Source organism: Aetokthonos hydrillicola CCALA 1050 (genome assembly GCF_017591665.1).
Lineage (GTDB): Bacteria > Cyanobacteriota > Cyanobacteriia > Cyanobacteriales > Nostocaceae > Aetokthonos > Aetokthonos hydrillicola.
On record NZ_JAAKGC010000010.1, the window covers coordinates 109,674 to 132,970 of the forward strand.

The 23,297-nt window shown below is 41.6% G+C and carries 21 protein-coding genes; 6 read left to right on the top strand and 15 right to left on the bottom strand.

The window, feature by feature from the left end:
• The first annotated feature begins 1 nt into the window (after position 1).
• Together G4P69_RS07625 and G4P69_RS07630 are read left to right on the top strand one after the other, a co-directional pair.
• A complete protein-coding gene (locus G4P69_RS07625) occupies positions 2-865 on the top strand; it encodes a GNAT family N-acetyltransferase (protein ID WP_243902900.1) in 864 nt (287 codons plus the stop codon).
• Between the two features lie 66 nt (positions 866-931).
• A complete protein-coding gene (locus G4P69_RS07630) occupies positions 932-2,197 on the top strand; it encodes an ABC transporter permease (protein WP_208345079.1) in 1,266 nt (421 codons plus the stop codon).
• 32 nt (positions 2,198-2,229) lie between these two features.
• Here G4P69_RS07630 and G4P69_RS07635 read toward each other — a convergent pair whose 3' ends face one another.
• The 6 genes from G4P69_RS07635 to G4P69_RS07660 all read right to left on the bottom strand — a co-directional run bounded on the left by G4P69_RS07635 (position 2,230) and on the right by G4P69_RS07660 (position 6,339).
• Positions 2,230-2,652, bottom strand: a complete 423-nt coding sequence (locus G4P69_RS07635; protein WP_208345078.1) for a type II toxin-antitoxin system VapC family toxin — start codon at positions 2,650-2,652, stop codon at positions 2,230-2,232.
• Between the two features lies 1 nt (position 2,653).
• Complete coding sequence (locus tag G4P69_RS07640; RefSeq protein WP_208345077.1) at positions 2,654-2,869, bottom strand: hypothetical protein; 216 nt, start codon at positions 2,867-2,869, stop codon at positions 2,654-2,656.
• Between the two features lie 109 nt (positions 2,870-2,978).
• The gene (locus tag G4P69_RS07645) at positions 2,979-3,443 is read right to left on the bottom strand and encodes a Spy/CpxP family protein refolding chaperone (protein ID WP_208345076.1); all 465 of its coding nucleotides are present in this window, start codon (positions 3,441-3,443) and stop codon (positions 2,979-2,981) included.
• 590 nt (positions 3,444-4,033) lie between these two features.
• Positions 4,034-4,927, bottom strand: coding sequence for a hypothetical protein (locus tag G4P69_RS07650; protein ID WP_208349020.1), 894 nt, complete (start codon positions 4,925-4,927; stop codon positions 4,034-4,036).
• A 42-nt stretch (positions 4,928-4,969) separates the two neighbouring features.
• Entirely contained in the window at positions 4,970-5,638 is a 669-nt protein-coding gene (locus tag G4P69_RS07655) for a CAP domain-containing protein (RefSeq protein WP_243902681.1), read from the bottom strand.
• A 104-nt stretch (positions 5,639-5,742) separates the two neighbouring features.
• Positions 5,743-6,339: a 3D domain-containing protein gene (locus G4P69_RS07660; RefSeq protein ID WP_208345218.1), complete on the bottom strand. Its 597-nt coding sequence runs from the start codon at positions 6,337-6,339 to the stop codon at positions 5,743-5,745.
• A gap of 627 nt (positions 6,340-6,966) precedes the next feature.
• Here G4P69_RS07660 and G4P69_RS07665 point away from each other — a divergent pair.
• Positions 6,967-10,122 (top strand): alpha-mannosidase, encoded by a 3,156-nt coding sequence (locus G4P69_RS07665; RefSeq protein WP_208345217.1) that lies wholly within the window; start codon positions 6,967-6,969, stop codon positions 10,120-10,122.
• Positions 10,123-10,683: 561 nt separating this feature from the next.
• Here G4P69_RS07665 and G4P69_RS07670 read toward each other — a convergent pair.
• Complete coding sequence (locus G4P69_RS07670) at positions 10,684-11,718, bottom strand: RRXRR domain-containing protein (protein ID WP_208349023.1); 1,035 nt, start codon at positions 11,716-11,718, stop codon at positions 10,684-10,686.
• A gap of 434 nt (positions 11,719-12,152) precedes the next feature.
• Here G4P69_RS07670 and G4P69_RS07675 point away from each other — a divergent pair, with 434 nt between their 5' ends.
• The 3 genes from G4P69_RS07675 (at position 12,153) to G4P69_RS07685 (ending at position 16,442) form a co-directional block, all read left to right on the top strand.
• A complete protein-coding gene (locus G4P69_RS07675) occupies positions 12,153-12,452 on the top strand; it encodes a helix-turn-helix domain-containing protein (RefSeq protein WP_310833544.1) in 300 nt (99 codons plus the stop codon).
• Between the two features lie 88 nt (positions 12,453-12,540).
• Positions 12,541-15,843 (top strand): response regulator, encoded by a 3,303-nt coding sequence (locus G4P69_RS07680; RefSeq protein ID WP_208349034.1) that lies wholly within the window; start codon positions 12,541-12,543, stop codon positions 15,841-15,843.
• A 149-nt stretch (positions 15,844-15,992) separates the two neighbouring features.
• On the top strand, positions 15,993-16,442 hold the full coding sequence (locus G4P69_RS07685; RefSeq protein ID WP_208349036.1) for a hypothetical protein: 450 nt from the start codon (positions 15,993-15,995) through the stop codon (positions 16,440-16,442).
• Between the two features lie 692 nt (positions 16,443-17,134).
• On the opposite strand, the gene G4P69_RS07690 is transcribed toward G4P69_RS07685, so the two are convergent.
• The 8 genes from G4P69_RS07690 to G4P69_RS07725 all read right to left on the bottom strand — a co-directional run bounded on the left by G4P69_RS07690 (position 17,135) and on the right by G4P69_RS07725 (position 22,726).
• Positions 17,135-17,605, bottom strand: a complete 471-nt coding sequence (locus G4P69_RS07690) for a type II toxin-antitoxin system YhaV family toxin (protein ID WP_208349042.1) — start codon at positions 17,603-17,605, stop codon at positions 17,135-17,137.
• Complete coding sequence (locus G4P69_RS07695; protein WP_208349044.1) at positions 17,598-17,927, bottom strand: hypothetical protein; 330 nt, start codon at positions 17,925-17,927, stop codon at positions 17,598-17,600. The genes G4P69_RS07690 and G4P69_RS07695 overlap by 8 nt, the downstream gene beginning before the upstream one ends.
• Positions 17,928-18,116: 189 nt before the next feature.
• A complete protein-coding gene (locus G4P69_RS07700) occupies positions 18,117-18,938 on the bottom strand; it encodes an energy-coupling factor ABC transporter ATP-binding protein (RefSeq protein ID WP_208349056.1) in 822 nt (273 codons plus the stop codon).
• A gap of 98 nt (positions 18,939-19,036) precedes the next feature.
• Positions 19,037-19,810, bottom strand: coding sequence for a cobalt ECF transporter T component CbiQ (gene cbiQ / locus G4P69_RS07705; protein WP_208349065.1), 774 nt, complete (start codon positions 19,808-19,810; stop codon positions 19,037-19,039).
• A gap of 16 nt (positions 19,811-19,826) precedes the next feature.
• On the bottom strand, positions 19,827-20,231 hold the full coding sequence (locus G4P69_RS07710; protein WP_208349066.1) for a PDGLE domain-containing protein: 405 nt from the start codon (positions 20,229-20,231) through the stop codon (positions 19,827-19,829).
• Between the two features lie 14 nt (positions 20,232-20,245).
• A complete protein-coding gene (gene cbiM, locus G4P69_RS07715) occupies positions 20,246-20,983 on the bottom strand; it encodes a cobalt transporter CbiM (RefSeq protein WP_208349068.1) in 738 nt (245 codons plus the stop codon).
• A gap of 327 nt (positions 20,984-21,310) precedes the next feature.
• A complete protein-coding gene (locus G4P69_RS07720; RefSeq protein WP_208349070.1) occupies positions 21,311-21,643 on the bottom strand; it encodes a hypothetical protein in 333 nt (110 codons plus the stop codon).
• A 123-nt stretch (positions 21,644-21,766) separates the two neighbouring features.
• Positions 21,767-22,726: an orange carotenoid-binding protein gene (locus G4P69_RS07725; protein WP_208349072.1), complete on the bottom strand. Its 960-nt coding sequence runs from the start codon at positions 22,724-22,726 to the stop codon at positions 21,767-21,769.
• Positions 22,727-23,297: the final 571 nt, after the last annotated feature.

A 23,297-nucleotide genomic window follows, 5' to 3' on the forward strand; every position in this document is an offset into this window, starting at 1 on the left:
TATGACAACAGTTTCATCGATAACACAGGACAATTTTATTGTTCGTCGAGCGAATAGATTAGAACTCGATCTGGTGATATCTTGGGCAGCGGATGAAGGGTGGAATCCAGGAATATACGACGCAGAGTGTTTTTATCAATGTGACCAACACGGTTTTTTACTGGGTGAGTTAGATGGTGAGCCAATAGGTAGCATTTCTGCTGTTGCTTACGATCAATTCTTTGGTTTTGTTGGTCTTTACATTGTCAAGCCACAGTTTCGTGGACGAGGCTTCGGGATGAAACTTTGGCACGCAGCAATGGTATATTTAGGTACTGAGCGTAATATTGGCTTAGATGGTGTGGTTGCTCAACAAGACAACTACCGAAAATCAGGTTTCCAACTTGCTTACAACCATATTCGATACGAGGGAGTGGGCGGTGGTGTTGTACCTCCTGGTGTTGTAGAATTGAACACTCTGGCTTTTGAGGAGTTGGTGATTTATGATCGGCAACTTTTTCCAGCAGAACGGTCAGTATTTTTGCAAAATTGGATACACCAACCAGAGAGCGCTTCTTTTGGAATTATTACAGATAAACATTTAGTTGGTTATGGTGTTATTCGTACCTGTGGTATAGGTTTCAAGATTGGACCACTGTTTGCTAATGATGAGCAAATTGCTGAAACTATTTTTCAAGCTTTGGTTGCTAAGAGTCCTGATAAAAAAGTGTTTCTTGATGTACCAGACGTGAATCCACACGCGATCGCCCTAGCTCAACGTCACGGGATGAAACCAGTTTTTGAGGCTGCTCGCATGTATACCCAAAGCCCTCCTAACTTACCTGTAAATCATATATTTGGTGTGACAACCTTAGAACTTGGGTAGCATAACACGACTTCTTAATATTATTTCCAATCCCCAGTCCCCAATCCCCAGTCCCCAATCCCTTGTATGCGAAAAAAAAGATTTACAAACTTTATAGATACGATTTTAGGTAGTCGATTTTGGGCGTTATTTCAAAAAGAATTTGCTCAAATACTTCGTAATCGTCAACTTATCATTCAATTGTTAGTACCGCCTACCGTCTTTTTGATGTTGTTTGGCTTTGCGCTCAACCCTAAATTTCACGACTTGAAGGTTGGTATCACTGACTATAGTCACAGCAGCGCTTCCCGTGAATTTATTGAAATATTCCAGCAGACTGACGCTTTTGTTATTAGTCATTACTACGCTAACCAGCAAGATATGCTTACTGATTTAGCAAAAGGTTCGCTCACTGTTGGCATCATTATTCCACCAGAATTTAATTATGATATTGCTCATAAACGTACCGTTGAAGTGCAAGCATTATATGATGCTGTTGATGCCAATACAGCAACTATTGCCTCAAGTTACGTTACTCAGTTGGTAAGTGACTATAATATACGTCAATTAAATAATGCACCACAATTAGCTAAATCTTTACGTCAAAGAGTGAGCGGTTCTGGGGTTGCAACTAATAGTGCTTTGACTCAACAAAGCACTACTTCTAGCTCAACAACCAATACACAACAAAGTAGCTCTCTACAGCGTCAACAAGTTCAAGTTACAACAACAGTATTGTATAATCCAGGACTTGAGCCGTCTTGGTTTATTGTCTCAGGGATATTTGGGGTTCTACTTACGGTTATTGGTTCCCAAGCTGCTGCATCATTAGTGGTGAGCGAAAAAGAGGCGGGTACTATCGAACAATTAGTTATGACTCCAGCTTCAAATACAGAAGTGATCCTGGCTAAAGTAAGTCCGTTACTTATTCTACTAACCCTTGATCTTTTCATTGCTCTTAGTATAGCAAGGCTAGTTTTTGGTGTACCGTTTCAGGGTAATTTACTAGTGTTTGTTATGATCGCTGTGCTTTACTTCTTAGTGGGAATTAGCATTGGCATTATAATTGCTACCTTCTCAAAAAGCCAACAGCAAACACAGCTGTCAGCTTTTTTTATCAATCCGCCTTTAGTGATTTTATCTGGAGCCACCACCCCAATTTCTTCTATGCCTACATTTGTACAATGGGTCACATATTTCGACCCTCTCCGTTATTTTATCGAAGTTTCTCGCGGAGTACTGCTGAAGGGAGTTGGTCTGGAAACACTTTGGTTTCAAGTAGTAATTTTGCTTATTTTTGCCACAGTGTTGATAACTTTAAGTGTCCGCCAGTTCCGAAGTCAGTTAAGCTGAAGTTAACAAAACTCTAGTTTTTGTCACGGTTATTAATTTGTCCAATCTTCAACTTGCAAGTTGGAAATTTTACCAAAGTCAGACAGGTTTCGAGTTAGCAGTATGGCACTTCTAGAAATGGCGATTGCTGCTATTTTCAAATCCATTGTTCCAAGACGCGGATAATTAGCACGGTATTGCTTGAAAATAGTTGCTGCTGCATCATCAAAACCAACAATTGTAATCTTCGAAAAAGTTGCAATATGCTTTTCTAGTTTGCTGTAGGCGATAATTTGTTGTTCTACGCTATTTGTTTTAGCAATATAGCCTAACCAGCCACGGGTTTGTTCTTCGTAGGTAATAATAGTAACACCTATTTCTGCTGTTGTTAGGCTAGAAAGTCGTTTTCTGAGTCTCTGTGCAACATTTCCACCACGCTCAAGAATGGTCAAGTGATCGGTATCTAGCAAATACATATCAGGCGTTAGGTGTCTCTGCTTCAATACCAGAAGATTGGCGGTATTCCCGTCCTAAAGCCATTGCTTCTTCAAAAGCTGGATCGTCAGCAAAGATACCTGTGATATCTTCCCACCAAGGTTTTGTTGGAATTGCACTATTAAGTAAAGCTTGTTTGATTTGAGAAACTTCAGCTTCGAGGTTGCTGAGCCGTTGTTCAATTTGCAGGGGAGACATAAAGTTTTGGGAAAAATGGTCGTTACCCCAGATTATAGCTCAGGAAGTCAGTTAAGCTGAAGTTAACACTATTTTTTGCTTCTCCCTGGCTGATAGAGATTTAGACTTTTTAATTTGATGAAGATTGATCTCTTGAGCTACGGTGCTGTTTCATTTTCGCTTGCTGTTCTGGAGTAAGAATTGCATTAATTTGTTGACGTTGAGCAGTCATAATCTCGCGAACTTGTTGTTTTTGAGTATCTGAAAGATTGAGATTCTTTAATTCCCTCATTGACGCTCCATGCTTACCTTGAGTTGCAGCTTTAAATTGTTGTTGCTGGTCAGAAGATAAAATACCAAATATTTTCGTTTGAGTTTGCTCTCTAATTTGTTTCATTTGAGCTTTTTGTGCATCAGTTAAATTGAGATCTGACATGCGGTGTGAAACTTCTTGAACATCTGCACTGTTTGGAGAAGTATTAGTCGCATTTTCAGTAGAATTTGCACCACTAGAAGACGGTAATTGACAACCCGCAGCAAGAATAACGATAGCTACAGCGCCTAATATTGGTTTAATAGCAAATTTAGTTTTCATCTGATGAACTATAAATTAGAAACTTAGCTGGCTTAACATTTGACACTTCAATCGTAGAGTTTAGAGGTGTCATACAGTAGTGACTAATCTACTCAAACTGACCGTTCTGTAGTAGGGACTGTGACTATGACATTAGTCATGTGTTAGTAGGCTCAATATATTTACATCCCGTTCCCTATTGGGACTATGGGGAGTCGCCAAGGTTTAATGTTCACTTTGAGCTACCATGCACTGCCCTATGATACCAAGTTGAAAAAAGAATGCGACAAATACCTGTCTCAGGGCGAACGCCGTACCCTGCGGGAAGCCATAGGCTACGCTTCTACTGGTTCATATGTCGCAAACATTTTTTGAATCGGTATAGTCTAATTAGACTAGTGCGATCTCCAGGATCAGGCAATTGTACTAATTTCCGATTTCATTTTTTGTTGTTATTGTTGTGGAAGAAGTTGTTTCAATCTCACATAAGTCTAGGAAAAATGTAACGGTGAAGCATCCGACAAACGATCCCTCGAAAGTATCAAAAAATCGTTGTCCTTCCTAATGCTTCACCCCTAGAAGGTTGTGGACGGAGACTGCTCAAACGTCTCTTATGCCCATTGAATAAACCCTTTCGTGTTTATTCCCCGTTGCTGGAAGAAATTTTTGGCATCATTGTACAGTCCGGCTTGCACAATGCTAGGAACCATCGCTGCTTTCGCACCCGCGTAGTCTGTCCAGCTTACGCCCATGCTCTCTGTATAGTCGTTTTGAGATTCATTGCCACTGGTGTATAGCTGTGGAGAAAGATAGTCTATATTTCCATCCGCAAAGAAGGCGGTCATTAAATCCTTTGCGTCCGCAGCCCCGTAAGGAGCTGAATGACTAACCGTAACCAAAACTTGGAGGTGATTGTTTTTGGCCGTTGCAAAAGCTTCTCGGAACTTTTGGGTAAGTCCGCTATCGCACTCTTCAATGTCAAAAGCAATTCCTTTGTAATCGGAAAGTTGACCGTTGTTAATAACAGCAATAATCCTTTCAATCTTGCTGTAGTCGAACCTGCCATTCGCATTTCCACCGCCTACGGAAATGTATTTATCACCTACCAACTGGTTCTTTACTGAGGCACTATCGGATAAAGCCTGAGATAGATCGGCCCAGCCACTAAAAGCGATACCCAGTGTAGCGTCGGTGAAGGGGTTTCCAGGAGACCACGTCTTGTCCCAGTACCCTTTAATCAAACCCCCTAGACCTTCAACTATGATCGAGGAGGTGATATCGTTGAAGTCATCACCGACATAGGGAGTATCCTGAGTAAAGGTCTTACTCTTACCTTGAAAGTGAGTATCGCTGTAGAGCGTAACCCTCATCCCATCAGGAACCCGTAACGAACTGATCGTATCGTTGTGAATTTGACCCCAGTCGTAGTTGCCTACATCTAAAGTTTGAGCAAATCCACGATACTGAGAGTCGTCATAAACGATAACCTGATTGCTAGAACTCATAACCTGATTCTCCTTTTTTGTAGACGAATGTAGTCTGTTTACTTAGTTACTGCGTGTACCAAAATCCTGAGTCCAGTAGTGTTTGTACTGAGACGCATTGTTGAAGGCATACCCAATGCCAATTTCACGATAATCGGGGCTGAGAATATTTCTGCGATGTCCATCATTGGGAGGTGTTTCATTCATCCAAGCTGACATGGCATCTTCAGGTGTAGACGATCCCGCTTCAATATTTTCTCCGACAAACGAAGATGGATAACCAGCTCGCTGTGCGCGATCTGCGGGCGACGATCCATCCGAACCCTTGTGATCGAGGAAGTTGTTGTCTGCCATGTCTTGGCTGTGTCCCTGAGCAGAAGCCATCAACTGAGAATTGAGCGAGAGTGGAGCTACACCCACTGCACCCCGTTGTTGGTTAACCAATTCCAGCACTCGACTAACAACGTCGGAGGAACCTTTTTCGACTCTGATGGATGAGGTAATATCGTTGAAGTCGTCACCGACATAAGGAGTATCGTGAGTGAAAGTCTTGCTCTTACCTTGAAAATGAGTATCGCTGTAGAGCGTAACCCTCATCCCATCAGGAACCCGTAACGAACTGATCGTATCGTTGTGAATTTGACCCCAGTCGTAGTTGCCTAAATCTAAGGTTTGAGCAAATCCACGATATTGAGAGTCGTCATAAACGATAACCTGATTGCTAGAACTCATAAACTGATTCTCCTTATATTTGTAAATGAACTTAATCTGAATACCCATGAATGAAATTAATCGGAGCCTGAAACTCTGTTTGTACAAAGCATACAAGTTTTAGGTTAAAGTAACGCCGTCACGCCCTGACGACCCAAATTGATTGCTTCTTCGTTAGTGTCAACAAAGATATCAATTCTATTACCAATGATTGCTGTTCCTGTATCTAGAGCACTCGCAGGAACCTTACTGCCGTCCCAAAGGCGCAAGGTAAACTCTGTTTTCAGGGGAATAACATTTGGATCTACTGCACACTGTAGACGCGCAACACTTGGACTTCCACACTGTGGAGACTGCTGCCCTGACTGCACTTCTTTCAATGTCAGCCCATGTATCTCCGTCGCAGGCGGATGACACCTTGTTTCTTCTCGACTGTAAAAAGTGGCGTCCAAATTTAGACCGGAAGCCTGTACGACTCTGATGGAGGAAGTAATATCGTTGAAGTCGTCACCGACATAAGGAGTATCCTGAGTGAAAGTCTTGCTCTTACCTTGAAAGTGAGTATCACTGTAGAGCGTAACCTTCAGTCCTGTAGGAACCCGCAACGAACTGATCGTATCATTGTGAATTTGACCCCAGTCGTAGTTGCCTATATCTAAAGTTTGAGCAAATCCACGATATTGAGAGTCGTCATAAACGACAACCTGATTGCTAGAACTCATAATTTGAATTTCTTCTTTGTAGAATAACTAGTGTAGTACCAGACTTTTCACGACATCTTGAAAAATGTTCATCTTCATAGATAATTACACCGATAATTTTTAACTCCTCTGCTTTTCTTGTGATTTTTAATAGTTGCAAGAATAACTAGCTTATGCGCTGTTTTTCAGAAAGCAGTAGGAGCTATCCTTTAGTCACAAATATCACAAAGAAAATTAATAAAGCTATAAAATAGATGCGGAAAGGATTAGAGGTCAAAAAACCGGGATGTAAAGCCCACAAATTGTGCAATTAAAAAAAGTCGGAAAATTTGAGAAGTGCGGAAATCTGGCTACTGAAATTGACATAGCAGCAAAGGATTTGGTTGGAGCGAGCAGACGATGGAGGAGCAATAAGCCATTTCCCTAAGTACAATTTTCACAGCAACATAAGTCAGGAGAGAACTGATGATTTCAGATGAAATGGGGGAGCAACTCCACAATCGCTCGAGACTTGCCCACCAACTCCTAATAAGGAAAAAGAGCAGCTAGAGGCATGGTATGGAAAGCTATTACCTCTTAAAATTTGTACAAAGGAGCATATAATGTTATACTAAACAGCCGACTTTGGTAAAATGGGGTGATGGCCAAATGGATAACAGCCTAATTTCTCAAGCCATTGAAAGATTGAACCAAATGGCTCGGCTTGACGTTCAGACCAGCTGGCGATATTGCTCTTCTGATGCTAGCGTCGGGAGTATCAGCCCCAGGGCAGACTTTTCACAATGGCCGATCGCTAATCTCAATACCAAAGGACACATTACCGTACCTGCTGGTGGTCAGGTTTTATGGCTTGCCCAGCGATTCGTGATTCCCCAAGATTTGCAAGAATATCCTTTAGCAGGTTTAGCACTACGGTTAATGCTAACTTGGTGGGCAAAAGATGTGAAGATCTTTGTTAATGGCTCTCTGGTACAGGAAGGAGATTTGTTTGATGCCTCAACCAGAGCATTAATTAGCCCATCTGTAAAACCACAAGAAGAGTTTATAGTTGCATTGCGCCTTGTCAGTCCAGATAACGATGCAGGAGCGCTGATGCAATCGGTGTGTGTATACGAGTCTAGCACTGATGACGAACTTGATCCTGGTTTTGTGGCTGATGAGTTAACAGTATTGCAGCGCTATTTACAAGCTTTTGCAACAGAGAAATTAGATATCCTGAAAGCTGCGGTCGCTGAGATTGATTGGAGCGTACTACCAGATGCTCAAAAATTTGAGCGATCGCTCACCACGTTACGCCAGAATCTCGCAACCACAATTGATGAATTACCCCTACTAAAAGAACGCCGCATATTACTCCAAGGTCATTCTCACCTTGATATGGCTTGGTTGTGGCCAATCAGCGAAACTTGGGAAGTTGCAGAGCGTACTTTTAAATCAGTTCTAAAGCTACAGCAAGAGTTTCCCAGTTTGACTTACTGCCATTCTAGCCCAGCTTTGTATGCTTGGATTGAACAACATCGTCCTGATTTATTTGCCACTATTCAACAGCAAGTTGCTTTAGGGCGATGGGAAATTGTAGCTGGCATGTGGATAGAGCCAGATCTTAACTTAATTAATGGTGAATCAATTGTACGGCAGATCCTTTACGGTCAGCGTTATGTACAAGAAAAGTTTGGATCTATCAGTACAGTTGTCTGGTTACCAGATACGTTTGGTTTCTGTGCAACTCTACCTCAAATGCTAAAACTTGGAGGGATTGAATACTTTGTCACTCAGAAGCTTACCTGGAATGATACCACAAAGTTTCCTTACGAAGTTTTTAAGTGGCGATCGCCTGATGGCACTGATATACTCAGCCTGATGTCTGCGAAAATTGGGGAAGGTATCGACCCTATAAAAATGGCTAACTATGCTATTGACTGGGAAAAGCAGACTGGTTTAAAAGACGCTTTGTGGATTTTCGGTTGTGGGGATCACGGTGGTGGACCAACAGCTGATATGCTAAATGTCGCAAGCCGATGGCAAAAATCTCCTTTGTTCCCTAGCTTAGAATTTAGTCCAGTTAGTAAATATTTGCAAGAAATTAGCACTCAGGAGTTTCCTGTATGGGATGATGAGCTTTATTTTGAATTCCATCGTGGCTGCTACACCACTCATGCTGATCAAAAGCGTTGTAATCGATACTCTGAAGGTTTGTTGTACCAAGCAGAGCTGTTTGCTTCTTTAGCAACACTAAGCGCTGAGGTAGCTTATCCCAAAGCTGAATTAGAAGATGCTTGGAAAAAAATGTTGTTTAATCAATTCCACGACATTCTACCAGGAACTTCAATTACCCCGGTTTATGTAGATGCAAATCAAGATTGGCAGGAAGTTGAGCAAGTAGGTTCCGAGATATTACAACGATCATTGAGTGCGATCGCGTCCCAAATTCTCCTTCCCCAACCACCACAGCCAGATGCATTACCAATTGTCGTCTTTAACCCCTTGAATTGGCAACGCTCAGAGGTTGTTGCTGTAACCTTACCAACGTCTTCTTCTAATCAGCACTGGGAAATTTACGATTTGGAAGGACAGCAGCTACCATCGCAACCGTCACAACAATCTGTACTTCTATTTCTAGCAAATGATATTCCGTCAGTTGGTTATCGCGTCTTTTGGCTATGTTGCCAAGAAGCTAGAAGGCAATTCACAAACCCAATAGGTGAATCTAATACTACAAAAGATTGGGTTTTAGAAAATGAATTTTTGCGGGTGATTGTTGATTGTAAAACTGGCGAATTTTCTAGTATTTTTGATAAAGTATATCAGCGCGAAATAGTCAAAAATAAAGAACAATGTAATCAATTGCAAGCATTCCAGGATAGTGGTCAATATTGGGATGCTTGGAATATTGACCCAAACTATGCTCAACACCCTTTACCCCCAGCAACTTTAAAGTCTATCGATTTGGTAGAGTCAGGAGCAATACAACAGCGCTTGCGGGTTGTGCGACAGTTGGGAGAATCTGAATTTTGCCAAGATTATATTCTCTGTGTTGGATCACCAATCCTAAAAATTGAAACTACTGTAGACTGGCAAGAAAATCACGTATTAGTAAAAGCTGCTTTTCCTCTAAATTTAGAAGCAGATTATGCCACATATGAAATTCCTTGCGGTGCTATTCAACGCCTAACCCAACCTACAGAACCTAGAGATCAGGCAAAATGGGAAGTTCCTGCTTTAAGATGGGCAGATTTGTCTAGCAATTATCAAGATTCTGATCACTACGGTGTCAGTTTACTAAATGATTGCAAGTACGGTTACGACAGCAAACCCGATCAGCTGCGCCTAACTTTACTACGTAGTCCAAGTTGGCCAGATCCACAACCAGATCGAGGTTATCATAAATTTACTTACGCCGTCTATCCTCATGCAGGTAATTGGCAGTCAGCTCATACAGTGCGACGTGGTTATGAACTGAATCTACCCTTACAACTGATGGTTTGTTCTTCTGTCGAAGCTACTAAGACAAAACCTTTACCTGCAGTTGGACGATTGTTAGATTTATCAGCCGAAAATCTTGTGTTAACGGCGTTCAAGCAGTCAGAAGATAACCCCAATGAATGGATTTTACGGTTTTACGAATGCTATGGTGAGAAAGCAATCCTATCACTACATAGTGATTTAGAGTTAACAGTAAAGCACAAGATTGATATTTTAGAAAAACTTACACAACCCTCAAGGGAATGGCTTAAGGGAAAGACATTCGATATTTCACCTTGGAAGATTACTACGTTATTGACAAGTAGTATTTATGCAAAGTAAGAGCGGTTTAAGTATATAGAGGCGCTGGTATTGTATAAATTTTCCACGAGTTCTATAAAATTTGTCCCATTCTCTTGGTATTATATTTTTTACAACATTCAGCTAAGAAATCTACGTATTTCATAACCTTATGAGACTTAAATTACCCGCCAGTCCGCTCTCAATCTTTTTGAGCACCGTTGTTATCCTTTCCTACGGTATTTGTAAGGCGAATGGATTAGTGTTAGTTAGCAATAGTGATTTGCTTCCGGTGGTGGACTCATTCGCCCTTATGGTACTGCTTTTGGACCAGATGGAAAGCTCTATGTCAGTAGCTTCCGCACCAACCAAATCTGGTTCTTGCGTACTTAGCGTGCTAAATATGTTGAAAAATAAGCTTGAAATCCTTGCTGGGATAAGATGACAGCCATTATTTACTGCCTTTTAGGTCTGATGATTAAAATTTTGGCTATAAGCGCCTGTAAGCCTTGATTTTAAAACAAAGTTATCGACTGTAATTAAAAATTTAGCACGTTAAGTACGCAAGAACCGAAACCCCGTCCTTTTAGGACGGCTTTACAATTAATTGGCAACACGCCACGAGTTGTAAGATAAAAACTTACAATCTGTAGGTATTGCATTTTGAGTTAGTCGCTTGCCAGTTTTTAAGCTGTACAAACTAATTGTTTTTCTGTCTGGATCTTTCTTAGTGGGCGAAGAGTGCCAGCCACTAACATAAGTAAATCCATACTTGGGGTGTTTAACGATAGAGCCGCGTTTAAAGCCTACGCTAATTGTTCCGCCGTAACGAGAACGGATGTGTCTATGAGCGTGTTCTAGTCGGTGAAGTTGACGACGGTGAAACCTTAAAGGGATAATTTCAATCAACTTGGTATTGTCCGGACTAGAATGACCATCTGTGTACCAGTTAGCCAGTACCCACGAGTCAACGCAGTGAGCATCAAACTTCTTTGATAACTTGTTCTTAGACTTTTTCAGCCCTAAGACTAGTCGTAACTCGTAAGTATCGTTACCTGACTTTGTTTCTAATGGCGCTATCTGTTTTAATTCACCGTAAAACCATTGTTTGCCAACCTCCAAGGGTGAAAACATGCGATTCCACTTCTTGCCGTTTTTCCAAGTCTTAGCTTTGATATCTTCGACAACGAAAACAGTAACCGGGAACATAGCAGACAGCCATTTACATATTCTTCGCTTCCATTGCCATCTAGCCTTGGTGGACGGTGCTAACCGTTGCTTGTTGGCTAACCTATTACTACGATTTTGACGGTAAGGCGTTTTACGGTTTCTTCGGGTACGTCGCATGTTACGACGTGCTTTAACATGTTCTTTTACCCAATCGACGGCGTGTGTTTGGACGTTCAAATAAGTGTGAGCTTTTGATTTAACTGTAAACCCTTCACGCTTTGAACCTGGGTCAACACCTACTGCTACTGGCTGATAATTTCTATTAGATGGTTCTACATTAAGTCGAACACAAAACACTCCTTTTTTGAAAAATGGTGTTGCTTTCTTTGAGTTGATCCAACGTCTTGCTCTAGCTGGGGAAGTTGGCATCAGTGGTCTATTATTCTGATCTACAACTGGTACGAACATTTACGATAAATCCTATTTCTAGGTGTATACTTCCCTTCGACACTGACCGATGGAGAGGAGAAAAACTAGGGAGGCATTTTTCCGTCCGATTCGCTACCACGCTAATCGGTTCAGTTGTTTGTCCTAGCTTGCGCTAGCGTCTAGACACTGGTTTAACTCGAATTCAAAAGGTGGTTAATCTTTCTCTTTCAAGCCCCTGGCTTATAGCCGGGGGTTAGTGACTCATGGAACTCATATTTTTGAAAACAGAAATAAGAAATTTTTTTATCCTGGCAGGTCTAATTGTATCCTATACCGCGATGGGGGTAAGTACTCTTATCAAGCTTGTTAGTGTAACCCATCATACAATAATTAATTTGTTAATCTATCTTGCAATAGAGATTTCGATCTATCGAATGGCATAAGATCAGCTATAGCATGTGCTATGGTATTGTATGCAATATCCACTCAAAGCCCTGATGCTCAAGAAAACTGCTGCTCTGGAGCAACCGAGAGTCAGCGCCTTGATTCGTGAATTAAGGCAATTAACTGGCTTAACCCAAGAACAGTTTGCAATAGTATTGGGTGTTACCTATACCACAGTCAATCGCTGGGAAAATGGTCGAATACAACCGTCTCCCCTGGCTCTCAAGCAAATTCAAGCTATGCTAAATGAGATAATTAACTGCTCTTCTTTCGTACAACAGCGAGACCCTTGCCAACAGCTTCTAGAAGACTACTTTCCTCGAGAGTAGTCAAGAGACAATTTTACACGAGTATTCAAATGCTCGGAGGTTAGTGGTTTAACGTAACGACACTAGCAACCCGCTTGGAGGATGAATCGTGAATCGTGATACGCGTACCATCTTGATTATAGATGACTCCCCAGAAGATCGGGAACTATATCGCCGTTATCTGCTACAAGATGGTGATTACTCCTACAAAATTTTAGAAGCCAGTTTGGGTGAGCTTGGGTTAGAACTTTGGCAGCAAAACCAGCCAGATACGATACTTCTAGATTATCGATTGCCAGACTGCGATGGACTGGAGTTTTTGGCGGAAATGTCAAAACAGACTCAGCAGCAGTGTTTGCCTGTAATTATGGTTACAGGTGAGGGAAATGAGCAGGTTGCCGTGCAGGTGATGAAAGCGGGTGCACAAGACTATCTTGTCAAGGAGCAAATCACTCCTGAAGGGCTACAACTGGCAGTAAATAGGGCAATTAAAACGGTGCGGTTAAATACCCAATTACAACAGCACGTTGAACGAGAGCGTCTAGTCTCGCAGATGACGCGGAAGATCCATCAAAGCCTCGATCTGGAAGAAATTTTGCAAACGACAGTCACTGAAGTGCGTCAGTTTCTCCGCAGCGATCGCGTGCTAATTTTTCGCTTACTCCCCGATGGGTGGGGCATTGTTACAAACGAATCGGTTAGTTCCCAATGGACTTCCCTGCTGTCTACATCACTTTATGATCCTTGCTTTAATGACAGTTACCTTGAATCCTTCACTCAGGGATTGATCACCGCTAAAAAAGATATTTATGATGGTAGTATCAGTCCCTGCCACGTAGAATTGCTGGAAAATTTGCAGGTGCGAGCAAATTTAGTGGTGCCGATTCTCCAAGATAAGCAATTATGGGGTATGCTAATTGTCCATCATTGTGCAGCTCCTCGCCAGTGGCAACCTTTAGAAATAGATTTGCTTAAAGAATTAGCTGCTCAGGTTGGGATTGCCTTACAACAAGCAGAACTTTATCAGCAAGCCCAAACTGAATTGGCTGAACGGAGCCGAACAGAAGCAGAGCTACGCAAAAGTGAGGAACGCTTCCGCCAACTAGCAGAAAATATTGATGCAGTATTCTGGGTGACTGAACTCCCCGAACGAAGAGTCAGTTATATTAGCCCTGCCTACGAACGTTTATGGGGATTGAACCCCCAGAATCTCTATGATAGCCAACAAACCTGGGTTAATCTATTACATCCAGAAGACAGGGAAGAAACAGAGAGAACATTTCAACAGAAGGCGGCTGAAGGTGGTAGCTTTGATCAAGAGTATCGCATTGTTTTACCCGATGGCAGAGTGCGTTGGGTGCGCGATCGCTGTTTTCCCCTTCAAGATGAATCAGGCAGAATTTATCGACTCACTGGTATTGCTGAAGACATCACTGATAGCAAACAGGCAGAACTAGCATTAGAAGCAAGCCAGGCTCAACTTCAGCAGCAACTGGCACAGATAGAAGCAATTTATCAGTCTGCACCCATTGGTTTGAATGTCCTAGATACTGAACTCAGATTTGTGCGGATCAATGAACGACTGGCAGAAATGAATGGGTTACCGGTTGAAGCCCACATTGGGAGAAGCATACGGGAACTACTTCCAGAGCTAGCGGATACTGCCGAACAGGTTTTGCGTCCCATCTTAGAAACCGGAGAACCGCTATTGAATGTGGAACTTGAAGGTGAAACACCAGCAAAACCAGGAGTAAAACGCACGTGGCTAGAACATTTTTTGCCTTTGAAGAATGGGGATCAAGTTATCGGTATCAGCACGGTTTGTGCTGAGATCACTGAGCGGAAGCAGACAGAGCAAGCCTTACGGGAGAGCGAAGCACGGTTAAAATTGGCATATAAAGCTACCAAATCAGGGTTGTATGACTGGGATATGATTGGTGGTAGTGCTTATGTATCTGAAGAATACTGTGCTCTGTTTGGGCTTGATCCAAGCACACAGAATGTGAGCGCTGAACAGTGGTTGGCTTTTCTGCACCCGGATGATCGCACCCCAGCAATTGAAGAAATAACGCAGACCGTTCAGCAGAGAGAGGACTATTATGAGGATGAATACCGTATTCTACATCCAGATGGTATTCGTTGGTTGGCGTCCAAAGGACAAATCTTTTATGACGATTTGGGCAATGCTGTACGCATGATCGGTAATGTGCAAGACATTACTGATCGCAAAGAAGCTGAAATCGAACGCGATCACCTGTTGGAACAGGAGCAATTAGCAAGATCTCAAGCAGAACACGCCAACCGTATTAAAGATGAGTTTCTTGCTATTCTCTCTCACGAGTTGCGTTCTCCTCTCAACCCAATCTTAGGCTGGACAAGACTGCTGCAAACTCGTAAGTTGGATGAATCAAGAACTAAGGAAGCGTTGGCAACCATCGAACGCAATGTTAAACTGCAAGCTCAACTTATAGATGACTTGCTGGACGTTGCTCGAATTTTGCGCGGCAAACTGAGTTTGAATGCAGCACCTACTAGTTTAGTAGCTGTCATTGAGTCAGCTATTGAAACAGTGAAAACTGCGGCGATCGCCAAGTCAATCTTGATTCATCAGGTGTTGCCTGATATTGGACAGGTTTTGGGCGATCCTATGCGCTTACAGCAAATTGTCTGGAATTTGCTGTCTAATGCAATTAAATTTACTCCAATGGATGGACGAGTATCAATCTATCTGAAGCGGATCGATGGGCATGCTCAGATTAAAGTTACGGATACTGGAAAAGGTATTAATCCCGACTTTTTGCCACACATCTTTGAGTATTTCCGCCAAGAAGATTCTTCTATCACTCGCCAGTACGGTGGACTAGGGCTAGGGTTAGCAATTGTGCGCTCTCTAGTGGAAGCCCATGGTGGCACAATCTGTGCTAATAGTCCTGGTGTGGGGCAAGGTGCAACATTCACCATTAGATTACCATTGCTTAGTGATCAAGTTCAAAAAGATGACTCCAAAGGCTTGAAAGACGGTGAAGTTGATCTTACGGGGACACGAGTTTTACTAGTTGATGATGAAGCAGATAACCGCGAGTTACTCGCCTTTATCATTAAAGAGTATGGGGCGCAGGTAATGGGAGTGGCATCAGCTGGTGAAGTGTTCGCAATTATTGAATCTTTTAAACCCCATATCCTGGTTAGCGATATTGGGATGCCAGAAAGTGATGGTTATACGTTAGTGAAGCAAGTGCGCTCTCTACAATCAGTACAGGGAGGAGTCATTCCCGCGATCGCCATAACTGCCTATGCAAGAGAGGAAGATCGGCAGCTTGCACTCTCAGCAGGTTTCCAAGAGCATATTTCCAAACCGGTTGAACCGAAAAAGTTGGTTGAGGCGATCGCTAATTTATTAAATTATCATTAATTTTCATCTGCTTTATTGATTTTTTCCTTTTCTGCAATCAATTGATCTAAAGTATCTGGAAATGTCCCCTTTACAACCATCTTGCTAAACACTTCATAACGTGGTATTTTTTTCTAATTAATAAAGTTATTTGTATATCAAATTGAAGCATGGAATATCAAGCTACCCAAAAAGATTGGCTCAAAAATAAGTCCATTTTAGATGTTCTTGTCCTAATTTACACAATTAGTGGTTTCTTTATAAGTTTTTATCTAATATTAGTGGGTCAGATATGGGTCAACTTATTAGGAATAATACTCATTACTCATACCAGTATTTGGGCTGCATTGCTAACTCATGAGTTCATGCATGACACGATATTTCAAAAGCCCAAACTAAATTATATCTTTGGTGTGTTAATGACGATAATCAGTGGAGCTTGTTATGTTCCCTATAGGCTTAAGTATGGCGAAGGCTTACAAAAATCGGTGATTATTGAACCCGGAGATTTTATTTATATTCCTGGTAACGTACCTCATCAACCCATTAACTTGAGTCAAACTGAGCCAGTAAAATCAATAGTCGCTTGTAACTTTGATGTAAGTGAACAGAGTAATTAGATCTCTAATTCCACCCCTTCAATTAGTTGATGTGCAGACTCCGACATTTCTGTTGATAAAACTCCGAGATGTTTGAATTTATGATTTGGTAGTGCGAGCCGGAAAGCTCGCTTATTATGACCAGAGAGCAAGATGTGAGTCCTGCGGACACGCGCAAGGGACGCATTACATTTTGAAAATTGGATGCTCTCAAAATCTAATGCAACATTTTAGCCTTGCCACGCCAGTAGGGTGTGTTAGGACGAAGTCCGTAACGCACCATTGCAAGCTATCGCTTCCTGAGATTTTTTTACAAATTAAATACGAATTGGTATAAACGCATTAAACATTTGTAAGGGCGAACGGCGTTCGCCCCTACACTCCGTATTTGTATCATGATTTTCGTGAAATGGTATGAGCCGGGTTCCAAGAGCATATTTCTAAACCTGTTGAGCCAACGAAGTTGGTTACCTCATATCTTGCACCAATAAAGTGATAAATATAAATGCTACCGCGACGATACTGATTGTGTGACTGCATTTAAATCAGCCAGGGATTATAAATCCCTGTCTAAGAGCTAAATTCCTCTATAAGAGGAATGGAAAGGAATGTTTTGTAGTTCAATCTTCGATACTTTTATGGCGTTGATCCAGTATTTATACTTAAAGGTGCAAGATCTAAGTTACGGCGATCGCTAGCTTATTAAATCATCGTTAATCTTCATCTGCTTTATCGATTTTTTCCTCTTCTGCAATCAATTCATCTAAAGTATCTGGGAATGTTCCCCTTGCCACCATCTTGGTAAATACTTCATAACAATCATTCTTCGCACCCTCTTTGCGGGGAAATCCCAACCATAAAATTACGATAGCCTTTAACTGTGGGGTATCAAAAGCCTGAAAAAACAGACGGTACCTTTGCGGTAAACCCATCTTCTTTACTCGTCCGTAACGTTTTAACACTCCTGTCAATGCAAAATGACTTGCAAAAGGATCTGAGGGAATTTTGGATTCAATTGCAACAGTAATCGCTGCAAATAACTTCGCTGTTGCATGAGTTTTAAACTCACTTTCTGGTAACTTTTCACGCAAATGAGAAACCCGATCAAATAATTCTTGATACTGAGTACCAAAAAGTTGCGGGTGAAAATAAATCTCCCAAGCATTAATGAGGAGTTTAGCCACCTTCCAGGGAATTGTCTTCTAATTCTACGCCTTCAATTAATCGATGCGCAGATTCAGACATTTCGGTTGTGTAAGGTTGTAAGGTATTATTCCTCAATGCTTCTGTCATTGCAAAATCGAGGAACAGCAGCATCATCAGGGAATCTTCCTCATCCTCGTTTGATTCAGGAATAATTTTGACGATGGCGGTATCTGGAGATAAGACTTCTATCCAACCAGAAGCATTCGCAAACTGGGGATGTTCGCGATAGAACTCCGCAGGTAGCCGAAATCCTGTGCTGTTACCAATCTTAGTGCTACGGATTTTGTAGGAGTTACTCATAGTGTATGCACGTGATGTACTTACATTATAGCAAAAGTTGATATAGAAGTCTTCCTTGATTGAAATATAGGTAGTGGCCAGACAACAGATAAACGCACCTCGAAAGTGGTGTAAATACTGCATCAACGCCACAAAAGTATCGAAGATTGAACTATAAAACATTCGTTTCCATTCCTCTTATAGAGGAATTTAGCTTTTAGACAGGGATTTATAATCCCTGGCTGATTTAAATGCAGTCACACTAGAAATAGGTGCGTGTTCTAGTTGACAGTAAGGGCGACTGTAACAGAGGGGGGATTCTAGAGAGTGTTGCTGTAAAAATTCTGGATGACTCATAACCCACTCAGTTGCACCATCATAAACGATTTGACCTTGACTTAAAACAACTGTGCGAGTACACAGATCTAAGGCTAGATCTAAATCGTGCGTTGCGATCAACTGGGTGAGAGGTAAGGTTTGTAATAACTCTATCAACTGACGGCGGGAACGGGGATCTAATTGAGCGGAGGGTTCATCAAATACTAATATCTGAGGTTGCATTGCCAAAACTCCAGCGATCGCAACCCGTTTCTTTTCACCTCCAGACAAATTCTCAGTACTTCGTTGTCCATACAATTCGGGATCAAGATTAACTGATTTCATTGCTTGCAGGACACGGTTTCGCAATTGTTCACCTTTTAACCCAAGATTAAGAGGACCAAATGAGATATCTTCCCAAACTGTGGGCATAAATAACTGATCGTCTGGATTTTGAAACACTAACCCAACAAAATTCCGAATTAATTGTAAATACTCTTGGCAGACAGACCACTCACCAATCGTTACCTGTCCTTCTTGAGGCAAGATAATACCATTTAGATGTAATTGTAGCGTAGACTTTCCTGAACCATTAGCGCCGATTAACGCTACACGCTCAGTTGCTTTTATAGATAGATTGACTTCCCTCAGAGCCTGAGTCCCATCAGGGTAAGTATAGCTAAGGTTTTGAATTGAGATGGGATTGTGATGCATCTAGATAAAATAAATATAATGTGCAGATAAATTACGTAAGATAAAAACCTAAAATTATTGTTGTAGTGCGGGCATCTTGCCCGCGTCCTATATACAAATTAAAGTATATAAATAACCTGTCCTAATAAGACCAAAATCGCTGTCAAACTCAGAGCCAAAATATCATACCGTCGAGTTGGTGAGACTTTTTCCCCTGAAGGAACCCCTTGATAACCTCGTGATATCATCGCATAATAAACTCTCTCACCTCGTCCATAGGTGCGGATAAATAGTGAGCCGATCATATTACCCATTACTAAGCGTTGCCAACGTTTATTACTCATCAAGTTGCGTGATGCAGCAGCACGACGCATAGCATTAAACTCACCAACTAAAACACCAATGTAACGATACATGGAACTCAAAATCGCTACCAACAAGGGTGGAATTCGCAATTCAATCATGGATTGCAATAGCACCGGCACTGAAGTTGTGAGCGTCAACACATTTAAAATTAACAATGACAACATTGCTTTGAGGGTTACACTTCCCAAGATCGTCAAACCTAATGTTGTTATCTTTAGTGATCCCCAAGACCACAGAACTTTACCACCATCACGAAATAAAGTCCCAAGTAGAACAACTCCAATAAAACTAAATTCAACTGCTAAGCGCTTCACTAGGACGATAAGAGTTACTTGGCTAAGCCAGACTAAGTTCAATATCGTTAAACCATAAATACCCCAAGTCCACCAATGTCCGTTTGGTGTCAGAACGATAGCAAATACAAATAGGACTGTACACAGTATCCGAATACGAGGTGTGAGTTTGTGCCAAGGAGTCACCCGTTGACTGTCAATATCAAGATGAAATGCTCCTATATGCAACAACATCTATAAAACTTCCTATTTATTTGAGCTGTTGATCGGAATTCTCAGAGTGTAAGGATTCATCATTGGTAGATGAGCCAGCGCCTCGAATAGCAAGTTTACCAATTCCCCAAGCTAAACCAAAAGTCGCTAGAGTTCCAACTAAACCCGCTATTGAAGTCGCAACTTTATTAGGCAAACCCCCCTTATCATATCCTGGTATAAATCGAAAAGTATAGGAATCAAAGATTGTATTAAAGGGTAACTGTTTAGCTGGTGGATGCTCTAGCTCTTTTTTGTCAAAGCCTTGATCTTTAGCAACTCTATCTAATCCATCTGGGTTCTGGCTAGCAAAGGGAGAGAGAAAAACTGCCATCAGTAAGGCTATGCCTAAGCCAGCAATAATTAAAGCGTTATTTCGGGTTTGTGAGAGATTATCACTCATAAATCAAGTCTCTATTAGCGCGGCGAAAGGGGACGAGAGGCAGATGAGCGAACCTTACGGGGAGGATCATATAATAGGTCAGGTCTAGTCCGCCAAACGAAACTCACAACTATCACTGAAATCAATGCTTCACCAATACCAATGACTACATGCCAAGAAGCCATAGTTGTTAAAGCCACTGGTAAAGGCACTGTACCCGATAAAGCTAGCTCGAATGCACAGATAATTGATGCCACTACAACACTTGCCCAAGCAGCAATAGCTGTACCAACTACCATCCCATTCAACTTATCACGGCCAATAGCAAAGCGAATTGTACGGTAGATATAGTAACCGCCAAAGGTGCCGATCAATCCCATATTGAAAATGTTTGCGCCTAATGCTGTCAATCCTCCATCTTGGAACACAGCACCTTGCACGATGAAAACTGAAGCCATAACTAATGCTCCAGCCCATGGTCCTAATAGTGATGCTGCTAGAGTTCCACCTAGAAGATGACCGGATGTGCCACCAGGAATTGGGAAATTCACCATTTGAGCGGCAAAAATAAAAGCAGCACAAACTCCCATTAAAGGTACAGTTCGTTCTTTGTATTCTAGTTGTGCCTGCTTTAGGGCGATCGCAATTAAACCGATGGCGATTACCCAAGTGACAAGAAGAACTGGTAAGTTCAAAAAGCCATCTGGGACGTGCATGGCTAAATGTGGTTGGATTAACCAGATTTGCCAGTTTGAAAAAGCGATTGTACCCATATAAAAATAAGTGCTTTAAACGCCCTGACTTTTGAATTAGGTGTGTAACTCTTCTATAAAACCTGTCTGCATGAAAAAACACAATCCCTTGGGGGGGTATTCTTAAGAAATTACTCCTTTAGAGAGAATTATGTACAAATTTGCGTAAAATCAAGATTGATTGATATTGACGCAGAGCTTGAAAACGAGGCAGAAACTCAAAGAGTAGGAAATAACAGGCTTACTGAAGCCTCTCTATATCTTTAAATCTCTACAAAGTCATCAATCCCTGCGTCTTTGTTTGATAAGTTAACAAATTTATCAACTTAGGCAAAATACTGTTACAAATTATATAGTACGTGCCAGAGCAGAAATTTTGGTAAGCTTATCTTTGGAAACTCCATCCAATTCCTCAATATGCAGCCAACCCTGTTGGATTAACTTAGCAAACACAAAGATGAGAACTGAGTAACTGTAGTCGTACTTACCATCCATCTCGTGTCTCCTTGCACTCAAGAAATCGTGTAAACGCCACATGTCATGAATTTCTTTAATGGCATTTGCTTGCGAGCGAACTTCCCCGATCAAAGCATGAGTTTCTCGTTCATAGGCTTTCTCAAAAGCATCTTGAGCAACTTTTTTTTCTATCTCAGACCACTCAGTATTAGTCACGTCCGTCATCAAATCTGAAAATTTATACAGTTATCTAAATGCAGGCTTGATATTCGATGCGGAGCGGAGCGCCCTTGACAAGAGAGCGCTCACTCACAATCATTGAAGGTTAGCTTATATTCTCGAATCCATCTAGCGAGCGAGGTTTAACAACTCTTTAGGAGATGCCAACAAATCAATCGCCACAAAGAAAATCTTGCCTTCGGGATTGAGCAAGAATCTCCAAGCCATATTCATCCCTACACTTGCACCAAACCAGGGGGTTTGAACTTTTCCAGTAACTTTGATTTGAGTATAGCCGTCATCTGCGGGCTCCTGAACTCCTCGTTCTGGAATCAACTTGAGGTTTTGGCAGTCTTCTCTAAAGAAGCGAAGGACAGCATCTTTTCCAACTATTGGTCTTTGGAAAGGAGGTTGCAAAGCACCATCAGATGAAAATAGGTCAATCAGTGCATCAAAGTCGTTAGCATTCAAGTTATCCATGTAGCTGAGAATAGTCGGATTATCGATGCCTTCAATTAAGACTCGAGTGCGCTGTGATATCTCTTTAGCAACCACAACAGGCTCAGAAACTCTTGTATAATTTCCCAATTTACTTTGTTCAAAACCCATGTCAACTACACTATTACGTAAAACAGTGATTTGTTGACCTGCGTCTAATTCTCTAATCGCTTGTAACACTGCTGCGGCATTAGCAGAAAGTTTATAACCCTCTGGAATCGGAGCAACAATTCCCTTTTCCATCCATTCTCCAAGCTGATACCAGAAACCCAGTTTGATGTTCGCAGACCAGGTAGCATAGGTTCTGCAAATCGGTGTATCAGCATGATTTGCAAGGTCACACATCACCTGTGCTTGCTCTTGGAATGACAATTCCTTAATTTCCTTTAAAGTGGGTTCTGCAAACTGCATCTTAGCTGCACCAGGAGCAGCAATTGTAATTGTTTTACCCATTTCAAGGTAAGCAAACCAGATTAAGGCTAACTGATCTTCTGCACTGAGCTGAGCAAACCTGGCAATGGTGGCAGGTACAGCGTCAGCAGATAAAGTGTTAGGAAAAATACCACGGGCTGAATCAATGGTGAATGGCATAGTGTGAGCCTACCTTACTAAATTTGCTAGGAGAAAAAATTGAACAAAGGCACAAGCGAGACATAGTCGAGGATTGTGACTCCATGTTTGCTGTTGACCACCAAAATCTCGGATTTCGGTGGCCACCACTAGGCTTTTGCCACATTTTCCTTCAATAACTCTGAACTTGACGTTGCTGCAAGTCAGAGGCGAGAATTTTTGTGAACGAAATTTAACCTTCCATACTTAGGTTATCACAATTTTTTGCAAAATAAAACAAATCTTTACTTATTACTCAGAAATATTATCATTTTATCTATAACTTTTCGTAACCAGGCTGATAAGTTTTTTCAGTTTGAGCAGACTTGACACAAGTATCTAGAAAAACTATGCATCACATCAACGTGAAGGCAAGATAACTTACGGGCTCATATTTTCAATGTATCGAAATAAGATGTTCCACATCTAGTTTGCGTATTTAGACAATAAGGGGCAAGGGGCATAGGGCATAGGGCATAGGGCATAGGGTTTGAAGCTTTTGCGACTAATAGAGCAAAAAGCAACTTAAATGTGGAAAAGCTTATGGCTGGAC

Coding starts and splice junctions, on each gene's coding strand:
- G4P69_RS07660 (WP_208345218.1), bottom strand. CDS start 6,339: ATGAGTTCTAGCAATCAGGTTGTCGTTTATGACGACTCTCAATATCGT.
- G4P69_RS07670 (WP_208349023.1), bottom strand. CDS start 11,718: ATGTTCGTACCAGTTGTAGATCAGAATAATAGACCACTGATGCCAACT.
- G4P69_RS07700 (WP_208349056.1), bottom strand. CDS start 18,938: ATGCATCACAATCCCATCTCAATTCAAAACCTTAGCTATACTTACCCT.
- G4P69_RS07630 (WP_208345079.1), top strand. CDS start 932: ATGCGAAAAAAAAGATTTACAAACTTTATAGATACGATTTTAGGTAGT.
- G4P69_RS07725 (WP_208349072.1), bottom strand. CDS start 22,726: ATGCCATTCACCATTGATTCAGCCCGTGGTATTTTTCCTAACACTTTA.
- G4P69_RS07645 (WP_208345076.1), bottom strand. CDS start 3,443: ATGAAAACTAAATTTGCTATTAAACCAATATTAGGCGCTGTAGCTATC.
- G4P69_RS07650 (WP_208349020.1), bottom strand. CDS start 4,927: ATGAGTTCTAGCAATCAGGTTATCGTTTATGACGACTCTCAGTATCGT.
- G4P69_RS07665 (WP_208345217.1), top strand. CDS start 6,967: ATGGATAACAGCCTAATTTCTCAAGCCATTGAAAGATTGAACCAAATG.
- G4P69_RS07675 (WP_310833544.1), top strand. CDS start 12,153: ATGCAATATCCACTCAAAGCCCTGATGCTCAAGAAAACTGCTGCTCTG.
- cbiQ (WP_208349065.1), bottom strand. CDS start 19,810: ATGTTGTTGCATATAGGAGCATTTCATCTTGATATTGACAGTCAACGG.
- cbiM (WP_208349068.1), bottom strand. CDS start 20,983: ATGGGTACAATCGCTTTTTCAAACTGGCAAATCTGGTTAATCCAACCA.
- G4P69_RS07710 (WP_208349066.1), bottom strand. CDS start 20,231: ATGAGTGATAATCTCTCACAAACCCGAAATAACGCTTTAATTATTGCT.
- G4P69_RS07720 (WP_208349070.1), bottom strand. CDS start 21,643: ATGACGGACGTGACTAATACTGAGTGGTCTGAGATAGAAAAAAAAGTT.
- G4P69_RS07640 (WP_208345077.1), bottom strand. CDS start 2,869: ATGTCTCCCCTGCAAATTGAACAACGGCTCAGCAACCTCGAAGCTGAA.
- G4P69_RS07635 (WP_208345078.1), bottom strand. CDS start 2,652: ATGTATTTGCTAGATACCGATCACTTGACCATTCTTGAGCGTGGTGGA.
- G4P69_RS07685 (WP_208349036.1), top strand. CDS start 15,993: ATGGAATATCAAGCTACCCAAAAAGATTGGCTCAAAAATAAGTCCATT.
- G4P69_RS07695 (WP_208349044.1), bottom strand. CDS start 17,927: ATGAGTAACTCCTACAAAATCCGTAGCACTAAGATTGGTAACAGCACA.
- G4P69_RS07625 (WP_243902900.1), top strand. CDS start 2: ATGACAACAGTTTCATCGATAACACAGGACAATTTTATTGTTCGTCGA.
- G4P69_RS07655 (WP_243902681.1), bottom strand. CDS start 5,638: ATGAGTTCTAGCAATCAGGTTATCGTTTATGACGACTCTCAATATCGT.